This is a genomic window from Novosphingobium sp. 17-62-19 (assembly GCF_002256775.1).
Taxonomy (GTDB): domain Bacteria; phylum Pseudomonadota; class Alphaproteobacteria; order Sphingomonadales; family Sphingomonadaceae; genus Novosphingobium.
Genome location: NZ_NCII01000111.1, coordinates 1 through 15,017, shown reverse-complemented (window position 1 = coordinate 15,017; position 15,017 = coordinate 1). Strand labels below are relative to the sequence as shown.

General features: G+C 64.1%; 16 protein-coding genes. 15 read left to right on the top strand and 1 reads right to left on the bottom strand.

What is annotated here, in order from left to right; all coding sequences use genetic code 11:
* Window positions 1–100: 100 nt before the first annotated feature.
* The 4 genes from B7X90_RS16650 to B7X90_RS16635 all read left to right on the top strand — a co-directional run bounded on the left by B7X90_RS16650 (window position 101) and on the right by B7X90_RS16635 (window position 4,273).
* Window positions 101–1,021 carry a flagellar biosynthesis protein FlgL gene (locus tag B7X90_RS16650; protein ID WP_292626322.1) on the top strand — a complete coding sequence of 307 codons (921 nt, stop codon included), beginning with the start codon at window positions 101–103 and terminating at the stop codon, window positions 1,019–1,021.
* A gap of 31 nt (window positions 1,022–1,052) precedes the next feature.
* A complete protein-coding gene (gene motA / locus B7X90_RS16645) occupies window positions 1,053–1,916 on the top strand; it encodes a flagellar motor stator protein MotA (RefSeq protein WP_292626319.1) in 864 nt (287 codons plus the stop codon).
* Window positions 1,917–1,929: 13 nt separating this feature from the next.
* Window positions 1,930–2,769 carry a flagellar motor protein MotB gene (locus tag B7X90_RS16640; protein ID WP_292626318.1) on the top strand — a complete coding sequence of 280 codons (840 nt, stop codon included), beginning with the start codon at window positions 1,930–1,932 and terminating at the stop codon, window positions 2,767–2,769.
* A 103-nt stretch (window positions 2,770–2,872) separates the two neighbouring features.
* Window positions 2,873–4,273: a diguanylate cyclase gene (locus B7X90_RS16635; RefSeq protein WP_292626317.1), complete on the top strand. Its 1,401-nt coding sequence runs from the start codon at window positions 2,873–2,875 to the stop codon at window positions 4,271–4,273.
* 87 nt (window positions 4,274–4,360) lie between these two features.
* On the opposite strand, the gene B7X90_RS16630 is transcribed toward B7X90_RS16635, so the two are convergent.
* A complete protein-coding gene (locus tag B7X90_RS16630; protein WP_292626315.1) occupies window positions 4,361–5,242 on the bottom strand; it encodes a flagellin in 882 nt (293 codons plus the stop codon).
* A 236-nt stretch (window positions 5,243–5,478) separates the two neighbouring features.
* Between B7X90_RS16630 and B7X90_RS16625 the strand changes: the two genes are divergently transcribed.
* The 11 genes from B7X90_RS16625 to B7X90_RS16575 are packed head-to-tail and all read left to right on the top strand — an operon-like array spanning window position 5,479 to window position 14,939.
* Window positions 5,479–6,732, top strand: a complete 1,254-nt coding sequence (locus B7X90_RS16625; protein WP_292626314.1) for a sigma 54-interacting transcriptional regulator — start codon at window positions 5,479–5,481, stop codon at window positions 6,730–6,732.
* Window positions 6,729–7,097 (top strand): flagellar hook-basal body complex protein FliE, encoded by a 369-nt coding sequence (fliE, locus tag B7X90_RS16620; RefSeq protein ID WP_292626311.1) that lies wholly within the window; start codon window positions 6,729–6,731, stop codon window positions 7,095–7,097. Before B7X90_RS16625 ends, fliE begins: the two co-directional genes overlap by 4 nt.
* A gap of 4 nt (window positions 7,098–7,101) precedes the next feature.
* Window positions 7,102–8,826, top strand: a complete 1,725-nt coding sequence (gene fliF / locus B7X90_RS16615; protein ID WP_292626308.1) for a flagellar basal-body MS-ring/collar protein FliF — start codon at window positions 7,102–7,104, stop codon at window positions 8,824–8,826.
* Window positions 8,823–9,410 (top strand): hypothetical protein, encoded by a 588-nt coding sequence (locus B7X90_RS16610; RefSeq protein ID WP_292626306.1) that lies wholly within the window; start codon window positions 8,823–8,825, stop codon window positions 9,408–9,410. The genes fliF and B7X90_RS16610 overlap by 4 nt, the downstream gene beginning before the upstream one ends.
* Window positions 9,352–9,675 (top strand): FliG C-terminal domain-containing protein, encoded by a 324-nt coding sequence (locus tag B7X90_RS16605; RefSeq protein WP_292626304.1) that lies wholly within the window; start codon window positions 9,352–9,354, stop codon window positions 9,673–9,675. Before B7X90_RS16610 ends, B7X90_RS16605 begins: the two co-directional genes overlap by 59 nt.
* A complete protein-coding gene (locus tag B7X90_RS16600) occupies window positions 9,668–10,294 on the top strand; it encodes a FliH/SctL family protein (protein WP_292626303.1) in 627 nt (208 codons plus the stop codon). Before B7X90_RS16605 ends, B7X90_RS16600 begins: the two co-directional genes overlap by 8 nt.
* Window positions 10,288–11,610, top strand: coding sequence for a FliI/YscN family ATPase (locus B7X90_RS16595; protein WP_292626301.1), 1,323 nt, complete (start codon window positions 10,288–10,290; stop codon window positions 11,608–11,610). Before B7X90_RS16600 ends, B7X90_RS16595 begins: the two co-directional genes overlap by 7 nt.
* Entirely contained in the window at window positions 11,607–12,038 is a 432-nt protein-coding gene (locus B7X90_RS16590) for a hypothetical protein (RefSeq protein WP_292626299.1), read from the top strand. Before B7X90_RS16595 ends, B7X90_RS16590 begins: the two co-directional genes overlap by 4 nt.
* Before the next feature lie 33 nt (window positions 12,039–12,071).
* Window positions 12,072–13,388: a hypothetical protein gene (locus B7X90_RS16585; RefSeq protein ID WP_292626297.1), complete on the top strand. Its 1,317-nt coding sequence runs from the start codon at window positions 12,072–12,074 to the stop codon at window positions 13,386–13,388.
* Between the two features lie 30 nt (window positions 13,389–13,418).
* Window positions 13,419–14,021 (top strand): flagellar basal body-associated FliL family protein, encoded by a 603-nt coding sequence (locus tag B7X90_RS16580; RefSeq protein WP_292626294.1) that lies wholly within the window; start codon window positions 13,419–13,421, stop codon window positions 14,019–14,021.
* A gap of 30 nt (window positions 14,022–14,051) precedes the next feature.
* Complete coding sequence (locus B7X90_RS16575; RefSeq protein WP_292626292.1) at window positions 14,052–14,939, top strand: FliM/FliN family flagellar motor switch protein; 888 nt, start codon at window positions 14,052–14,054, stop codon at window positions 14,937–14,939.
* The last annotated feature ends 78 nt before the right edge of the window (window positions 14,940–15,017 follow it).

Sequence of the window (15,017 nt, the reverse complement as noted above, 5' to 3'; positions counted from 1 at the left end):
GATTCCAGCAGGCCTTTCAGGCGTCTGGAAAGGTCATGCAGGTAGCATCCGATATCTTTGACACTCTTCTCGCCATCAGATGAACGGCAGGTAATCAGCCATGAGCACGATCTTCGGCACTTCAACCGCTGCGTTCTATGAACGCTCGCTGCTGAATCTCAACGCCCTGCGCAGCCAGGCCGAAGAGACGCAGGCCGAGATGTCGAGCGGGCAGCGCCTCCAGCGCTCGTCCGACGATCCCGTCGCCGCATCGCGCTTGCGCCAGCTCACCCGCGCCGACGTATTCAACGAAATTGACACCGCCGCCGCCAACCGCGCGACGACGGACCTGACGCTTACCGACAATGCCATGTCGCAGATGACCAGTTTCGTCACGCGCCTGCAGGAACTGGCAACGCAAGCCGCCTCGTCCACGCTCAGCAATAGCCAGCGCGCCGGCATCGGCGAGGAAGTCGCGCAGATTCGCGAGAATCTGGTGTCGCTGGCCAACACGCGCGATGGCGCGGGCAATGCCCTGTTTGGCGGCGAAAGCGCAGGCGATGCCTATACGCTCGATGCCGCCGGGAACGCTTCCTACATCGGCACCGGACAGGCTGGGACAATCTCGCTCGGCGGTGGCCAGTCGGTTGCGCGCGGGCTGACCGGGCCGGAGTTCCTGCAATTCCAGTCGGGCGGGGCCACCGTCGATCTTCTCGCAGTGGCCAAGGACCTTGCCGATGCGCTGACCAGCGGCGCGGGCAGTGCAGCAGCGGCAAATGGCGCGCTTGCCGCGCTGAGCGATGGCCTGAACGCCATCACCACCGCGCAAACCGTGGTTGGCTCGCGTCTCAACTGGATCGATCTCAACACCGAACGGCGCACGACGCTGTCTGAACAGCGCACTGTTGAACAAACCGAAGTCGGCGGCGCAGACCTTACAGAATCCATCGCGCGGCTGCAGAACACCATGCTGGTGCTCGAAGCCAGCCAGGCCAGCTTTTCCAAGCTCGCCAACCTTTCACTGTTCAGCGTGCTGCGTTGATCGCAGTTCTGCCAGACCGGGATAGCCCACCATGTTAGTAGCCATCGGTATCGTCATTCTGCTCGCCATGGTGTTTGGCGGTTTTGCCATCACCGGGGGCGATCTCGGTCCCGTGCTGCACGCGTTGCCGCACGAAATGCTGATCATCGGCGGCGCGGCCGTGGGCGCCATCGTCACCGGCAATTCCATGCACGAACTGAAAGGCCTCGGCGGCGGCTTCGGCAAGGCTTTCAAGGGGCCAAAGCACAACAAGCAGGATCACGTTGACGCCATCGTGCTCTGCACAAAGCTCATGAAGATCCTGCGCAGCGATGGTCCAGTCGCGCTGGAAAGCCATGTCACCGATCCCAAGAACTCGCCGATCTTCGCCGAATATCCGCGCCTTGTCGCCAACCACGCGCTCACCTCGCTGATCTGCGATACGCTGACGCTGATCGTCGTATCCTCGGGCACGCTCGAGGTTCACGCGGTGGAAGACGTGATGGACCACGCGATGAAAACGCACTTCCACGAAGAGCACGAAGCGCAGCACGCCATTCAGGGCCTTGCCGACGCATTGCCCGCCTTGGGCATCGTCGCCGCCGTGCTCGGCGTGGTCAAGACGATGGGCTCCATCGACAAGCCACCATCAATCCTGGGCGGCATGATTGGCTCGGCACTCGTCGGCACGTTCCTTGGGATTCTGCTCGCCTATGGCATCGTCGGGCCGATTGCGGGTCGCCTCAAGCAGGTGCTCGAACAGGACGAGATGATCTATCAGGCGGTCAAGCAGGTGATCATCGCGTCCCTGCACGGCTGGCCGCAGCCACTGGTCGTCGAAAGCGCCCGCTCGGGCCTCGGCCATGCCTATCGCCCCGGCCTTTCGGAACTTCTCGACGCCCTGCGCGGGCGCTGAGGACACCTGACAGATGGCCAAGGCACCGGCAAAGGGCAAGAACGAGCCGCCCAAACCGATCATCGTCAAGAAGATCACCATCGTCGCAGGCGGCCATCACGGCGGCGCGTGGAAGGTGGCCTATGCCGACTTCGTGACCGCGATGATGGCGTTCTTCCTGCTGATGTGGCTGCTGGGTGCCACCACCGAAAAACAGCGCAAGGGCATTGCCGACTACTTCACCCCCACCCTCGTCAAGGTCCGGCAGGGCAGCGCGGGTGGACACGGCGTGCTCGGCGGTTCCTCGCTCACCGATGTGGACGATTACCCCCACCGCGCCGGGCAAACCGGCAACAAGACGCTGACCATCCCGCGCGATGCCACCGGCGGTCCCAAGGAAGGCGGCAGCAAGGTCAAGCGCACGCAAGTGATGAAGGAAAAGATCGCGCAAAAGCTCGCCCAGTCCGAAAAGCTGCGCAAGCTGGCGCGTCAGGTGCGCATCTCCGATACAGCCGAAGGCATCCGCCTCGATCTGGTCGACGATGCCGATTTCTCGATGTTCCTGCTCGGCACCACGGTGCTCACGCCCGACGCCGCCGAACTGCTGCGCGCCATCGGCCAGGCCGTCGCCGCCGATCCCAGCCAGATCACCGTGCGCGGCCATACGGACTCGCTTCCGTGGAAGAACGGCGTGGCCAACAACTGGTCACTCTCGGCAGGGCGCGCCGAATCCACCCGGCAGGCCCTCACCCGCCAAGGCATCGCCGAACCCCGCTTCCGCCGCATCGAAGGCGTGGCCGACCGTGAGCCTCTGATCCAGGACAACCCGGCAGACCCCCGCAACCGCCGCATGTCGATCCTGCTGACGGGGTGAGCGTCCGAAAAGACCCATTTCTCAAACGCTTCGTCGTACCCTTACGAAATCGTTAACTTCTACGCGCGCATCTGGTTCGACCCACCCGAATCGGAGTCGTCGCGTGTACCTGCTAGAAAAGCTGCTCGAATCTCAGGATGAGGGCCTTGCCGATCTGGTAGAGGCGGGCAGCGTGCTGTTCGATTGCCCGATGGCAGTTGTTTCGGCGCTTGATACAGACTGCCAGCATTTCCTCGTGCGGCGGGGCATCGCGGCAGAGCAGACGCCGATTGGACAATCCTTCTGCCGTATCGCCGTGGCGCAGGACAGCCTGCTGGTCGTTCCCGACACACACCTTGACGCACGCTTTCGTGAAAACCCGCTCGTCACCGGCGATCCCAATATCCGCTTCTATGCCGGCGCGCCGCTGCGCCTGCGGCTGCACCCTGATGCCCCCACCACTGGCATCGGCGCGTTCTGCATCATCGATTCAAAGCCGCGCACCTTCACCTCGGCCGACAGCGCCCGGCTCATTTCCTTTGCCCGTGGCGTCGAAGCCATGTTGCAATCGCGCCTGTCCAGCATTGCCCTGTCCGAAGACGCGGTGCTGCTCAAAGCCATGCTGGCCGACAAGGAGCGTGCCCAGCGCCAGTTCCGGCAGGCCGAAAGGCTGACCTCCATTGGCTGCTGGCGGCTCGATCTCATCACTGGCGGGGTGGCCTGGTCAGAAGGCATCTACGACATTCACCGGGTTCCGGTTACGGAAACCGAAAAGCTCGACGATGCCTTGGCCTATTATCCCCCCGCTGATAGGGAACGGCTGGAGGCCGCCCTTGATGCAGCATCCCGAACCGGCGCCTGCTTTGAACTTGAGCTGGATTTCATAGCAGCCAATGGCGCTCACAAACGGGTGCGGACGATTGGGGAGCCAGAGCTGGAGCAAGGACGCGTGGTCGCGCTGATCGGCGTGTTGCAGGACGTGACCGAACGCCACCGTTCGATGGCGGAGCTGTCCAAGCGTGCCAATACCGATGAAGTCACGCTGATCGCCAGCAGGCACAAGTTCGTCTCTTATGTAGATTCCTGCGTCGACAAGGCGAAAATCTCGCGCGAACCCCTTGCCCTGATGCTGATCGATCTGGACCATTTCAAGCAGGTCAACGATACGCTGGGCCATGCCGCTGGTGACGATGTGCTGCGCGCCGTGGCAATGGTACTGCGCTCGCCCTGGCTCAAGGATTCGCTGGCCGCACGCCTTGGTGGCGATGAGTTTGCGCTGGTCCTGACCGACCCCGGCCTGATCGCCAACCTCCCCGATATCGCCGCGCAACTGACAGAACAGTTGCGCTTCCCCAGAAGGTCGAAAACCGGAGACTTCATCGTTTCCGCCACAATCGGCTGTTCCGAACTCGATGGCCCGGCCGACAGCCGCCACGATCTGCTGCAACGCGCAGACCGCGCCCTCTACCGCGCCAAGGCGCAAGGGCGCGGCTCCTTCAGCATAGACACACCGCAAGCCGCCTGAACGCAGAAAAACCCGGCGGCCTTGGGAAAGGGCCGCCGGGCATTTGATCAGCGCCCGGTGGAGACGGACGCCGATCTGTTCTGTGGCTTAACGCAGCAGCGACAGCACGTTCTGCTGGCTCTGGTTGGCCTGTGCGATCATCGCGGTCGATGCCTGCGAAAGGATCTGCGCCTTTGCCATCTGCGTCGTTTCTGCCGAATAGTCGGTGTCTTCGATGCGGCTGCGAGCGTCCGACAGGTTGGTGATGTTGTCATTCAGGTTGTTGACAGCCGATTCCAGACGGTTCTGGCCGGCACCCAGCGTTGCACGGGTTGCGTTCACGTTGGCCAGCGCATCATCGACGTTGTCGATGGTGGTTGAAGCATCGGCAACCGACGAAACGTCAAGCGCCTGCGTGGTCGAAGCCGGGTCATAGGCAGTGTCCGTGCCGCCGAAGATCTTGGTGCCATCAAACGCCTTGCTGACGATAGTAACCGTATCAGCGGTATTCGCGCCGGTCTGGATGGCGAAAGTTGCATCGTCCGAACCGTCGGCTGCAGGCGCTGCGCCAACCACGGCAAACACGGCGTTGCCGTTGAATTCGGTGTTGTTCAGCACGTCCGAAATCTGGGCGTTGAGGTTGCCGACTTCCGACTGCATCGCATCACGGTCAGACTGCTGGTACGTGGCAGACTTCGACTGCACGGCCAGTTCACGAACGCGCTGCAGCATGTTGCTGACTTCGTTCAGAGCGCCTTCTGCGGTCTGCGCCAGCGAAATGCCGTCGTTGGCATTGCGCACGCCCTGGTTCATGCCCTTGATCTGTGCGGTCATGGTGGTGGCGATGGCAAGGCCAGCTGCGTCGTCCTTCGCGCTGTTGATGCGCTTGCCGGTCGAAAGGCGTTCCATTGCGGTGCCGAGCATCTTGCTGGCGCTGTTGGAAGAATTGGTTGCCTTGAGGGCGCTGATGTTTGTGTTGATTACGGCCATTGTTCAGTCTCCGGTTGGGTAATGTGTTCCCGAAAGGACTGCCGGGCCAGAGGATCGACGCGGCTGTCAGGACAAAGACCGGCAAAGTGCAGCCGGTTTTAAGCCACCCCCCGGCAAAAGACTGCCGCCCCTAGGTATTCGCCCTAGGGGTTTCCCTACCCCTTAAAGTTTCAACCTGTTTGCCGGTTACGCGCGAAAGATGCGTCACGGACTTGATGGTTAACAGGGGTTTCAAAATGATTCGCGATTGCGGAATTCTGCAGTTCACCGAAGCGGCTTCAAAAGCCCACGCAGCGCTGGTTCAGCGCGCGGCATCGGTGCTTTCGAGCTATGGCGCGGAAGGTGAAGCTTTTCTGGCCGATGCTTTCGAAGGCGCAACCATGCCCCCGCGCAAGCAAATCGTCCTGCTGGAACGCGCACCTGTGCCCCAGATCGAACGGCAGAGCGGCAGCCGCATCGCCACCGTGCGCTATGCCGATGGCGCGGGCGGAGCCGCCCTTGCAGCCCTGCTGGCCTGTGCCGCCCGCCCCGGCGCACCGATTGCCGCCGATCCTGAAAGCCTGTCCGTCCTCGCCCTGGCTGAGCGCATCGCCGCCAGCGATATCCCCGTCCTGATCAACGGCCCCACCGGCACCGGCAAGGAAGTGCTCAGCCGCTTCATCCACGAACGTTCGGCCCGCAAGGACAAGCCGTTCATCGCCATCAATTGCGCCGCCATGCCCGAAGCCATGCTGGAGGCGCTGCTGTTCGGCCACCAGAAGGGTTCATTCACCGGCGCCAACGCCGCGAGCGAAGGTTTCTTCCGCGCCGCCGATGGTGGCACGCTGCTGCTCGATGAAATCGCCGAAATGCCGCTGTCGCTTCAGGCAAAGCTGCTGCGCGTCCTTCAGGAAGGCGAAGTGGTGCCCTTGGGCGCGACCCAGCCGATCAAGGTGGATGTGCGCGTCATCGCCTGCGCCAACCGCGATCTGCCGCTGGAAGTGGAAGAAGGCCGGTTCCGCGCCGACCTGTTCTACCGCCTCAATGTTTTCCCCCTCGCCCTGCGCCCTTTGTGTGAACGTCCCGACGATATTGCCCCGCTCGCTTTCGCAATGGCCCTGCGCCACGCCGCCAACGCACCGTGGATTTCGGACGAGGCACTCGCCATGCTCGCCGCGCACGCTTGGCCCGGCAACGTGCGCGAACTGGAAAACGTCGTCCGCCGCGCGCTGGTGCTGGCTGGCAACGCCCCGATCATCGGGCCGGAACACATCGCGTTTGACCGCACGACCCGCCTTGTCAGCGCCCCCGTAGCCGCACCCGAAACGTCCGACGCAAAGCTTTCGAACATCGTGCAGATGTCGGAAGCCCGCGCGATCATCTCCACGCTTGAGGCCTGCAACGGCAGCCGCGTCGCCGCTGCACGCCAACTCGGCATTTCCGAACGCACCCTGCGCTATCGCCTCGCCAGCTTCCGTGAAGCCGGTATTGCCGTGGGTGGCCGTCGATGAGCGGCATCGGCGGTATCGGAGGCCGCGCGTCGGGCATTCAGGACATCATGGCCCTGCGCCAGCAGATCATGGAGCGCTCGCAGCTGCTCCAGCAGGTCAAAGCGCCGGACGCCACACAAGCAACGCAAGCGACATCCGGCCCCGCTGGCTCCTTCACCGACAGTCTGAAAGGCGCGCTCGATACCGTCAACGCCACCCAGCAGAACGCCAGCACGATGAGCGCGGCCTATGAAAAGGGCGAAGTGGTCGATGTCGCCAAGGTCATGCTGGCCCGGCAGGAAGCGGGCATCGCCTTCGAAGCCATGCTGCAAGTGCGCAACAAGCTGCTGAATGCCTATCAAGATATCATGCGGATGGGAGTGTGATTAGATGGCCGACCTAGTCGATACACCTTCCACCATGCTCGGTACGCTGAGCGATCCCGCTGGCGGCAGCCCCGCCACGCGGGCCAAGGCGTTCCTGTCGCTTCCGCCTGTACGGCGCATGTTGCCGTGGTTCGCAGGCGTTTCGGCTGCGGGCCTTTCCGCCGTGGTGTGGATGGCCATGTCGCCTGCCCCGCAGCGGATGCTCTACAGCCAGCTTTCCGATGGCGAACGCGCCGAAGTGATCGCCAGTCTGGAGAAGGCCGCCATCGCCTATCAGATCGACAGCGGCACTGGCGCGGTCACCGTGGGTGAGGACGACCTCTATAAAGCCCGCATGGCCGCCGCTTCGGACGGGGCCATCGCCACGCCCGAAACCGGGATGCAGATGCTCGACAAGCTGCCGATGGGCGCCAGTCGCGGCCTTGAAGGCCAGCGGTTGAAAGCCGCGCGCGAGCGCGAGCTGGAACTGACGATCATGGAGATCGACGGCGTGGAATCGGTCCGCGTCCATCTGGCCGAGCCGGAAAAGTCGGTCTTCGTGCGCGACAACATCGCCCCCACCGCCTCGGTCATGGCCAAGCTGAAAAGCGGGCGACAACTGTCCGACAGCCAGGTCCGCGCCATCGTCAATCTCGTCTCCGGGTCCATTCCGGGCCTCTCGATCGATGCGGTGCGCGTGGTCGATCAGCATGGCCGCCTGCTTTCCGAAGCCGGTGGCGTCGATGGAGACCGGCTCGAACTGCAACAGCGCATGGAAGAAAAGCTGCGCCAGCAGATCACCCAACTGCTCACGCCGATGCTGGGCGATGGCAATTTCTCGTCCGAAATTCAGGTCGATCTCGACATGGATCAGGTCACCTCCGCGCGCGAGTCTTACGACAAGGAGGGCGTGGTCCGGCAGGAAACGCAAAGCGCCTCCAATTCGGCCAACGCCGCGCCTGCACAGGGCGTGCCCGGCGTCACGGCAAACACCCCGCCTCCTGCCACCGTCGCCCAACCCGGAGCACCTGCGGGCACGCCACCTGCTGCCGCAGCGCCCGTGCCACAAAACACAGAGTCTACCTCGGCAAAGACCTACGAATTGGGCCGCGAAGTTGCCGTGTCCAACCAGACACCGGGCAAGATCAAGCGGCTGTCCGTTGCCGTCGCCCTCAGCGCAGAAATCATGGCCAAGGCCAAGCCTGCGGAAATCGAACAGATCAAGCAGTTGATCAACGCCGCCGTTGGCGCAGACACCGCGCGCGGCGATCAAGTGGCGGTGGCAGTGCGCGCGTTCAAACCCGCAGTGGTGGCGGAACCCGCCCCCTTCTGGGAAACCCCGTGGTTCGCCACGATCCTGCGCAATGGCGTGGCGCTGCTGTCCGTTCTGCTGGTCCTGCTGCTCGGCGTGCGCCCGCTGATCAAGGCCTTCAAGCGTGAACCGGCCAAAGCCGATGATGACGCCAAGGCCAAGAAGAAGAAGCGCAAGAAGGGCGAAGCTGCCGAGGACGACGATTCTGAAGACGGCGACGAAGCCTCTGAAGACCCAGTCGAAACCCCGCCAGTCACCGCACAGGAAGTCGCCGCTGCCATCCAGCCTGCGCAAGACCCGGAAACCGGTGTGGTCGATGCCGAAGCACTCGCCCGGCAGGTCAGCCTTGCCCAGCGCCTTGTCGTCGAAAAGCCCGACAACGCGCTGGTTGCGCTGAAACAGATGCTCAAAGAGCCTGAAGAGGAAGGTGCCGCATGAGCGAGATGAGCGAAATCATCGCTGATGGACCGCAGATCTCCGATCCCGAACGCGCGGCTGTCATGGTGATGCTGCTGGAGGACGATCAGGCCGCACACATCCTGTCGCAACTGGAACCCGCCGAACTGCGCCTTTTGGGTGAAAAGATGTGCGCGCTGGGCGAAATCGGCCCCGTCGCCATCGCGCAGGCCATCGCAGGCTTTGTCGAAAAGACCGAACGCTTGGGCCTGATCGCGCATGATCGCGTAGGGCAAGTGCGCTCGCTGATGACGCGCGCCGTGGGTGAGGTGAAGGCCGACAGCCTGATGCAGCGCATCGCGCCCGATGATCCTTCGCAAACCCCGACCATCGAACTCGCCCGCTGGCTCACGCCACAAGTGATCGTGCCGCTGATCCGCGACGAGCATCCGCAGGCGATTGCCGTGCTGCATGGGTGGCCCGCGCGAAGCGGCAGACATCATCAACGCCTCGGCCCGCACGGTCGAAAAGCGCGTCATGCCCGAAATCGCCAAGGCGGACCGCCAGTTGGCCAAGGCCATCGAGAACGAGATGTTCAAGTTCGAACACCTCTACGTGCTGGATGACAAATCGATGGGGGCGCTGCTGCGCGAGGTGGACAGCGATGCGCTGATCGCCGCATTGAAGGGCATTGCCGAGGACTTGCGCGAACCGTTCTTCCGCTCGATGTCGGCCCGCGCCGCCGATGGCATCCGCGATGAAATCAACGCCCGTGGCCGCATGAAGATGGCCGAAGTGATTGAGGCGCAAAAAGCCATGATCACCGCCGCCCGCCGCCTCGCCGCCGAGGGCGTGATCGTGTTCGGCGCGGGCGATGATGACTATGTCTGATGCCCTCAGGGCGGTGTCTCTGGCAGACCTCGGACACATGTCCGCAGGCTTTGCCAGGGACCGCCGTTTCTTCCGCGATCTGGTGATTCCCGAAGTGCACCAAAATGCACCTGAACTACACCAAGACGCACCAGACGACACCGAAGTGCCTGATCCCGTGGCCGAAGCATGGGCAGAAGGCTACGCGCGCGGCATGGGTGAAGCGCAGGAAGCCGCCGCGCAAATCATCGCCGAGCAGGAAGCCGCGCGGAGCAGGATCGAACTGTCATTATCGCGCCTCGACGCCGCGATGCAGTCCGATCTGAAGGACCGGTTGCGCGAAACCGTGATCGCCCTGTGCGAGTCCGCCATCGCCCCCGCCGCACTCGACCCTGACGGCCTCACCCGCCGCGTCGAAATCGCCGCCGCAATGCTCGCCCGTGCCGAGGATGCCCGCGTAATTCGCCTTCATCCTGAGGATCTTGCGCTGATCGCCGCGCGTCTGCCCGAGGACTGGCACTTCGAACCCGACGCCTCGCTGGAACGCGGTGCGGTGCGCGTCGAAGGCGCGATTGGCGGAGTTGAGAACGGGCCGGAGCAATGGCGCTTGTCCATCGTGGAAGCGCTGCGGCAATGCTGAATTTCATCGAACCGCTGCTGGATGGCATGGCGCTGTGCGAGCCGGACTTCACCCCGCCGCGCTATGGTCTGCTCGCCGCTTGCGATGGCGGAATGCTTGAAGTTTCTGGGCTTTCCGTGCCCATCGGCACGCAATGCCGCATCGCGCATGGGTCTGGCTCGCTCACCGCCGAGACCATCGGTTTCCGCAACGGGCGCACGCTGATGATGCTGCTCGGCGATCCCGTGCTGCTGCGCCCCGGCGCAAAGGTCCGTCCCGAAGGCCGCCCAGGCATGGTACCGGTCGGCGAAGCCTTCCTCGGCCGCGCCGTAGATGGCGAGGGCAAGCCCATCGACGGGCGCGGCCCCATCAACGGCCGCCACGAATGGCCTGCGGGCGGGGTGCGCTCCGCCGCACTGGATCGCTCGCCCGTGCGCGTGAGTTTCGATACCGGCGTGCGCGCCCTGAATGCGCTGACCACCTTCGGCGTGGGCCAGCGCATCGGCATCATGGCCGGGTCTGGCGTTGGCAAATCGGTGCTGCTCGACATGATCGCGCATGGGGCCGAGGCCGAAATCGTGATCGTCGGCCTGATTGGCGAACGTGCGCGCGAAGTGTCTGATTTTGTTGAGCGCCACATGCAGGGATCGAAGCGTGAGCGTTCGGTCATCGTCGCCGTGCCTGCCGACCATGCCCCGAACCTGCGCATCCGTGGCGCGATGATGGCCACCGCCCTGGCCGAATATTTCCGCGCGCAGGGCAAGAACGTGCTGCTGATCATGGACAGCCTGACGCGCGTGGCCCACGCGGGCCGTGAAATCGCGCTGCTGCTGGGCGAACCCGGCGCAGCGCGCGGCTATCCGCCCTCGGCGCTCGCCACGATCACAAAATTGGTGGAGCGCGCGGGCAATTCAGCCCAGAGCGGGGGTTCGGTGACGGGCCTTTACACCGTGCTGGCCGATGGCGACAACCAGGACGATCCGGTGGTCGATACCGCGCGTTCGATTCTCGATGGCCACATCGTGCTGTCGCGCGATCTGGCGCAGCGCGGGCAATATCCCGCGATAGACATCGCCGCATCGCTGAGCCGCGTGATGAACGACATTACCGCGCCCGAACACCAGAAAGCCGCCCGCACTTTCCGTGCGCTGGTGGCCAGTTACGAGGCCAACCGCGATCTTGTGCTGATGGGCGCTTACCGATCCGGCGCAGACCCGCAGCTTGACCGTGCGATTACCATGCATGAAGCGCTGACCGGCTTCATCAGCCAGCCGCAGCGTGAGATCGTGCCGATGGCACCCAGCGTTGCTGCGCTGACGCAATTGATCGGGCCGTGAAGGCCGAACGTGCGCGGCTCGCCCGGCTCAAGCGGCTGGAGCGCATCCGCGACATTGCCCGCCAAACCGCGCTGGCCGAAGCGGGAAAAGCTGAAGGCACGCTGGCGCAATTGCAGGGACTGGTCGAGCGCACCAGCCGCCTGTCAGCCGATTATTCCGCCCGCACCGACGCGCGCGATGCGCATGGGCTGCAGCAATTGCGGCACTTCATTGCAGGTCTGGACCGCATCACCACCGGCACCCGTGCCGATGCCGAAACGGCCAAGCGCATTGCCGATGCCAAAGCGCAGGAAGCCGCCGCCGCCGAACGCCGCCGCGCCGCCGTGGAAGAGCGGGCCGAGGCGCAGGAGCGCCTGATCGCACGGAAAATCGCCGCAGGAACAATTCCCGTCACCGGCAAGAAGCCATCTGGCACGGGTCTTGAATAGACAAGGTTAACGCCACCGCCGGAGACCCTTGCAATGCCCGAAATCTCTGCCTTTTCCCTGCAATCAGCCCTGACGCCCGGAGTTGCGGCACCGCTGGAAAACGCAGGCATTCCGGCAGAACCGGGCACCGGTTCTGCCGGACCCAGCTTCGATGCGCTGCTCGCACTTCAGGCGGCCGTGCCCGAAGCGGCAAGTGCACTTTTGCCGGAAGGCGGCAAGACTTTGCCGGATGCGGCAAATGTGGTTGCCGCCCAACCGCAAGCCAACCTGCCACAACCAATTCTGCTGAAGGCTGCCACGGGGCGGCCCTTGCCTGCTAACAGCGGTGAAGCCGATGCGCTGCCCGAAGGTGAGGACGAAACCGCGCCTTCCCCCACCGAGATTGCGCCCCAGCCCGACATTGCGCTGTTTGCCGCCATCTTTGCCGCGCCTGACAGGCTGGCCCCGGTTGCGTCTGAACAGCCCGCACCCGCGCCGCCCGTAACGCAGACCATTTCACCAACCACCGCAGCGACCACCGCATTGCCGCCTGCAAACCCTGCCGCAGTTGCCGCCGCCATTGCCAATACCGCGCAGATCGAGCTGGTTCCCGCGCCACAGAAAGGCGCTCCGCTGCGCGTTGCCTTCGTTACTGCGAAGCCTGTGGCCCCGACGGTAGAGCAACCTTCCGATGGCGAGGCTGTGCCCGCCGCGCCGCTCGTCTCTGCGCCCACCGCTGCATCAGCAACGCAAACCGCGCGCGCCGTGCCTGCTCCAGCAGAAGCCGACGCGCAGACCGCAGCGCCCGGCGATGCCACCCCGCGCAAGGTCGCACCCGCCGCGCCGGAAGCCACCAATCCGCAGCTTGCCGAAACCACGCTTCCGAGCGCCATCATCACCGATGCACCTGTGCAGGTCGATGCCCAACCGGTTGCCGCCCCCACCCGCAGCGAGGCCAGGGCCGAGCGCATCGACTTTGCCACGCTGGTCGACACGCTGGCCCGCGCCCGCGAAGATGCATCGCCGCGCTCGATCAACGTGGCCGTGACCAACACCGATTTCGGGCGCGTCTCCATGCGCTTTGACAGCACCGACACCGGCCTGTCGGTGGCGATGAGCAGCGCCGATCCCGGCTTTGCCCGCGCGGTGAACGCCAGCAGCGAAACGGCCACCACTTCGGCGGACACGCGCAACCCTAACTCGCAAGCACAAGGCGACGCGCGGCCGCAGGCCAGCGACGCCAACGCGCAGCGCCAGCAACAGAACCAGCAGCAATCCGCGCGCGCTGAAGCCCGCTTCGCGGCGTCCAGTCAGCCGACCACCCGCCGCGACGACGCCGCCAAGACCGGCGACAGCGGCATCTACGCCTGATCCTGACACCCCAATCCTGAGAGACTGACCATGAGCGACAAGGCAGACAAGGAAGAGAAGCCCAAGAAGAAAAAGGGCGGCGGCATGATGATCAAGATCGTCGGCGCGATTGCCCTGTTGGGTGTGGGCGCCGGCGGCGTGTTCGGGCTGGTGGCCGCGGGCGTGATCGGTGGCGGCGGTCCGCACGAGGTCATCCACGTGGACAACAACCCCAAGCTGATCCGCAAGGGCGAGGAAGACCCCTTTGCCCCTGCCGCCAAGGAAGGCGAAGGCGAAGCTGGCGGCGCCGATACCGATGGCGACGGCGGCAGCGAATTCCGCACCGTCTATTACAACTTCCCCGACGATTTCACATCGAACCTGCGCGATTCCGACGCGCTGCTGCAGGTCAATATCTCGGCATCAACCCGCCGCGATTACCGCGTGGTGCTGTGGATGAAGAAGCATGAACTGGCGATCCGTTCCGCCCTGCTCATCGCCATTGCCGATACGCCCGAAGAAGAAGTGGTCAGCCCCGAAGGCAAGGCGCGTTTTCAGAAGCGGATGACCGACACGATCAACAAGGTCCTGACCGAGAACGAGGGCTTTGGCGGAGTCGAGAACGTCTACTTCAAGTCCTTCATCGTCCAGTAAAACCCCGCGATTCCAAGGCCACCCGTACCCATGAAACCAGAACGCGCCTTTGTTGCCGAACGTGCCCTTGCCCAGCACGATCCGGCCTTGCTGCGCCCCGGCCCGGACACGTCTGAACTTGTCCCCGCGCTGGCGCGGATGAGCGAGCGTCTGGCCAAGGCGGTGCGCGGCGCATTGTCGCCGCTGCTGGGCGGGGCAGAGCCGCAGATCAATCCGGCCAAGCCGATGAAGACCGATTTCGAGGATTTCTGTTCGGAAATCCCGCGCCTTGCCGCCAACAGCCTGATGCAGATCGGCAGCGGCCCGTTCATGGTCAGCATCGAGGGCGAAAGCGTGCTGCGGCTGGTGGATCGCGCCTTTGGCGGCCCCGGCGATACGCCCGGATCGCTGCCCAAGGAGTTCCCGCTTTCAGCCGAACTGATGATCGGGCGGATCGAACAGTTGATCGCCACCTGCCTTGCGGTGGCGCTGGGTGGCAGTTGCGGTGCGATCCGTGCGGTGCGCCGCGATGCCAGTCTGGCGCAGCTTCAGGCGATGCCGGGCAGCACGCCGGTGGCCGCGCTGACGCTCAACGTGCTGGAACAGGGGCGGATGCCCTGGGTCATTTCCATCGCTTTCCCGATGGATACCTTGGGCCAGATGTTTGCCCATGGCGAAGGCAAGCGCCCGGCCAAGGCGCCGCGCGGCCCGGCCAAGGCCACCGATGCGCCCTTTGCCGACATGCCCATCGATATGACCGCCGTGCTGGTGGATATGCGCCTGCCGCTTGCCACGATCTCGCGGTTGCAGGTGGGCCAGGTGCTGCCCGTGCCCATCGCGCGCAGCGTGCCACTGGTGGTGGGCGACAAGACTTATGCCCACGGCTCGATCGGCGCACTCGAAGACCGTGTCGCCATCCAGATTTCCCACCTTTCCTGAATAAAGAGGCAAAGACCCCATGACCTTCCAGCCCCGCGGTTTTGATTTCCTCAAGGATGTCGATGTCCGCCTGACAGT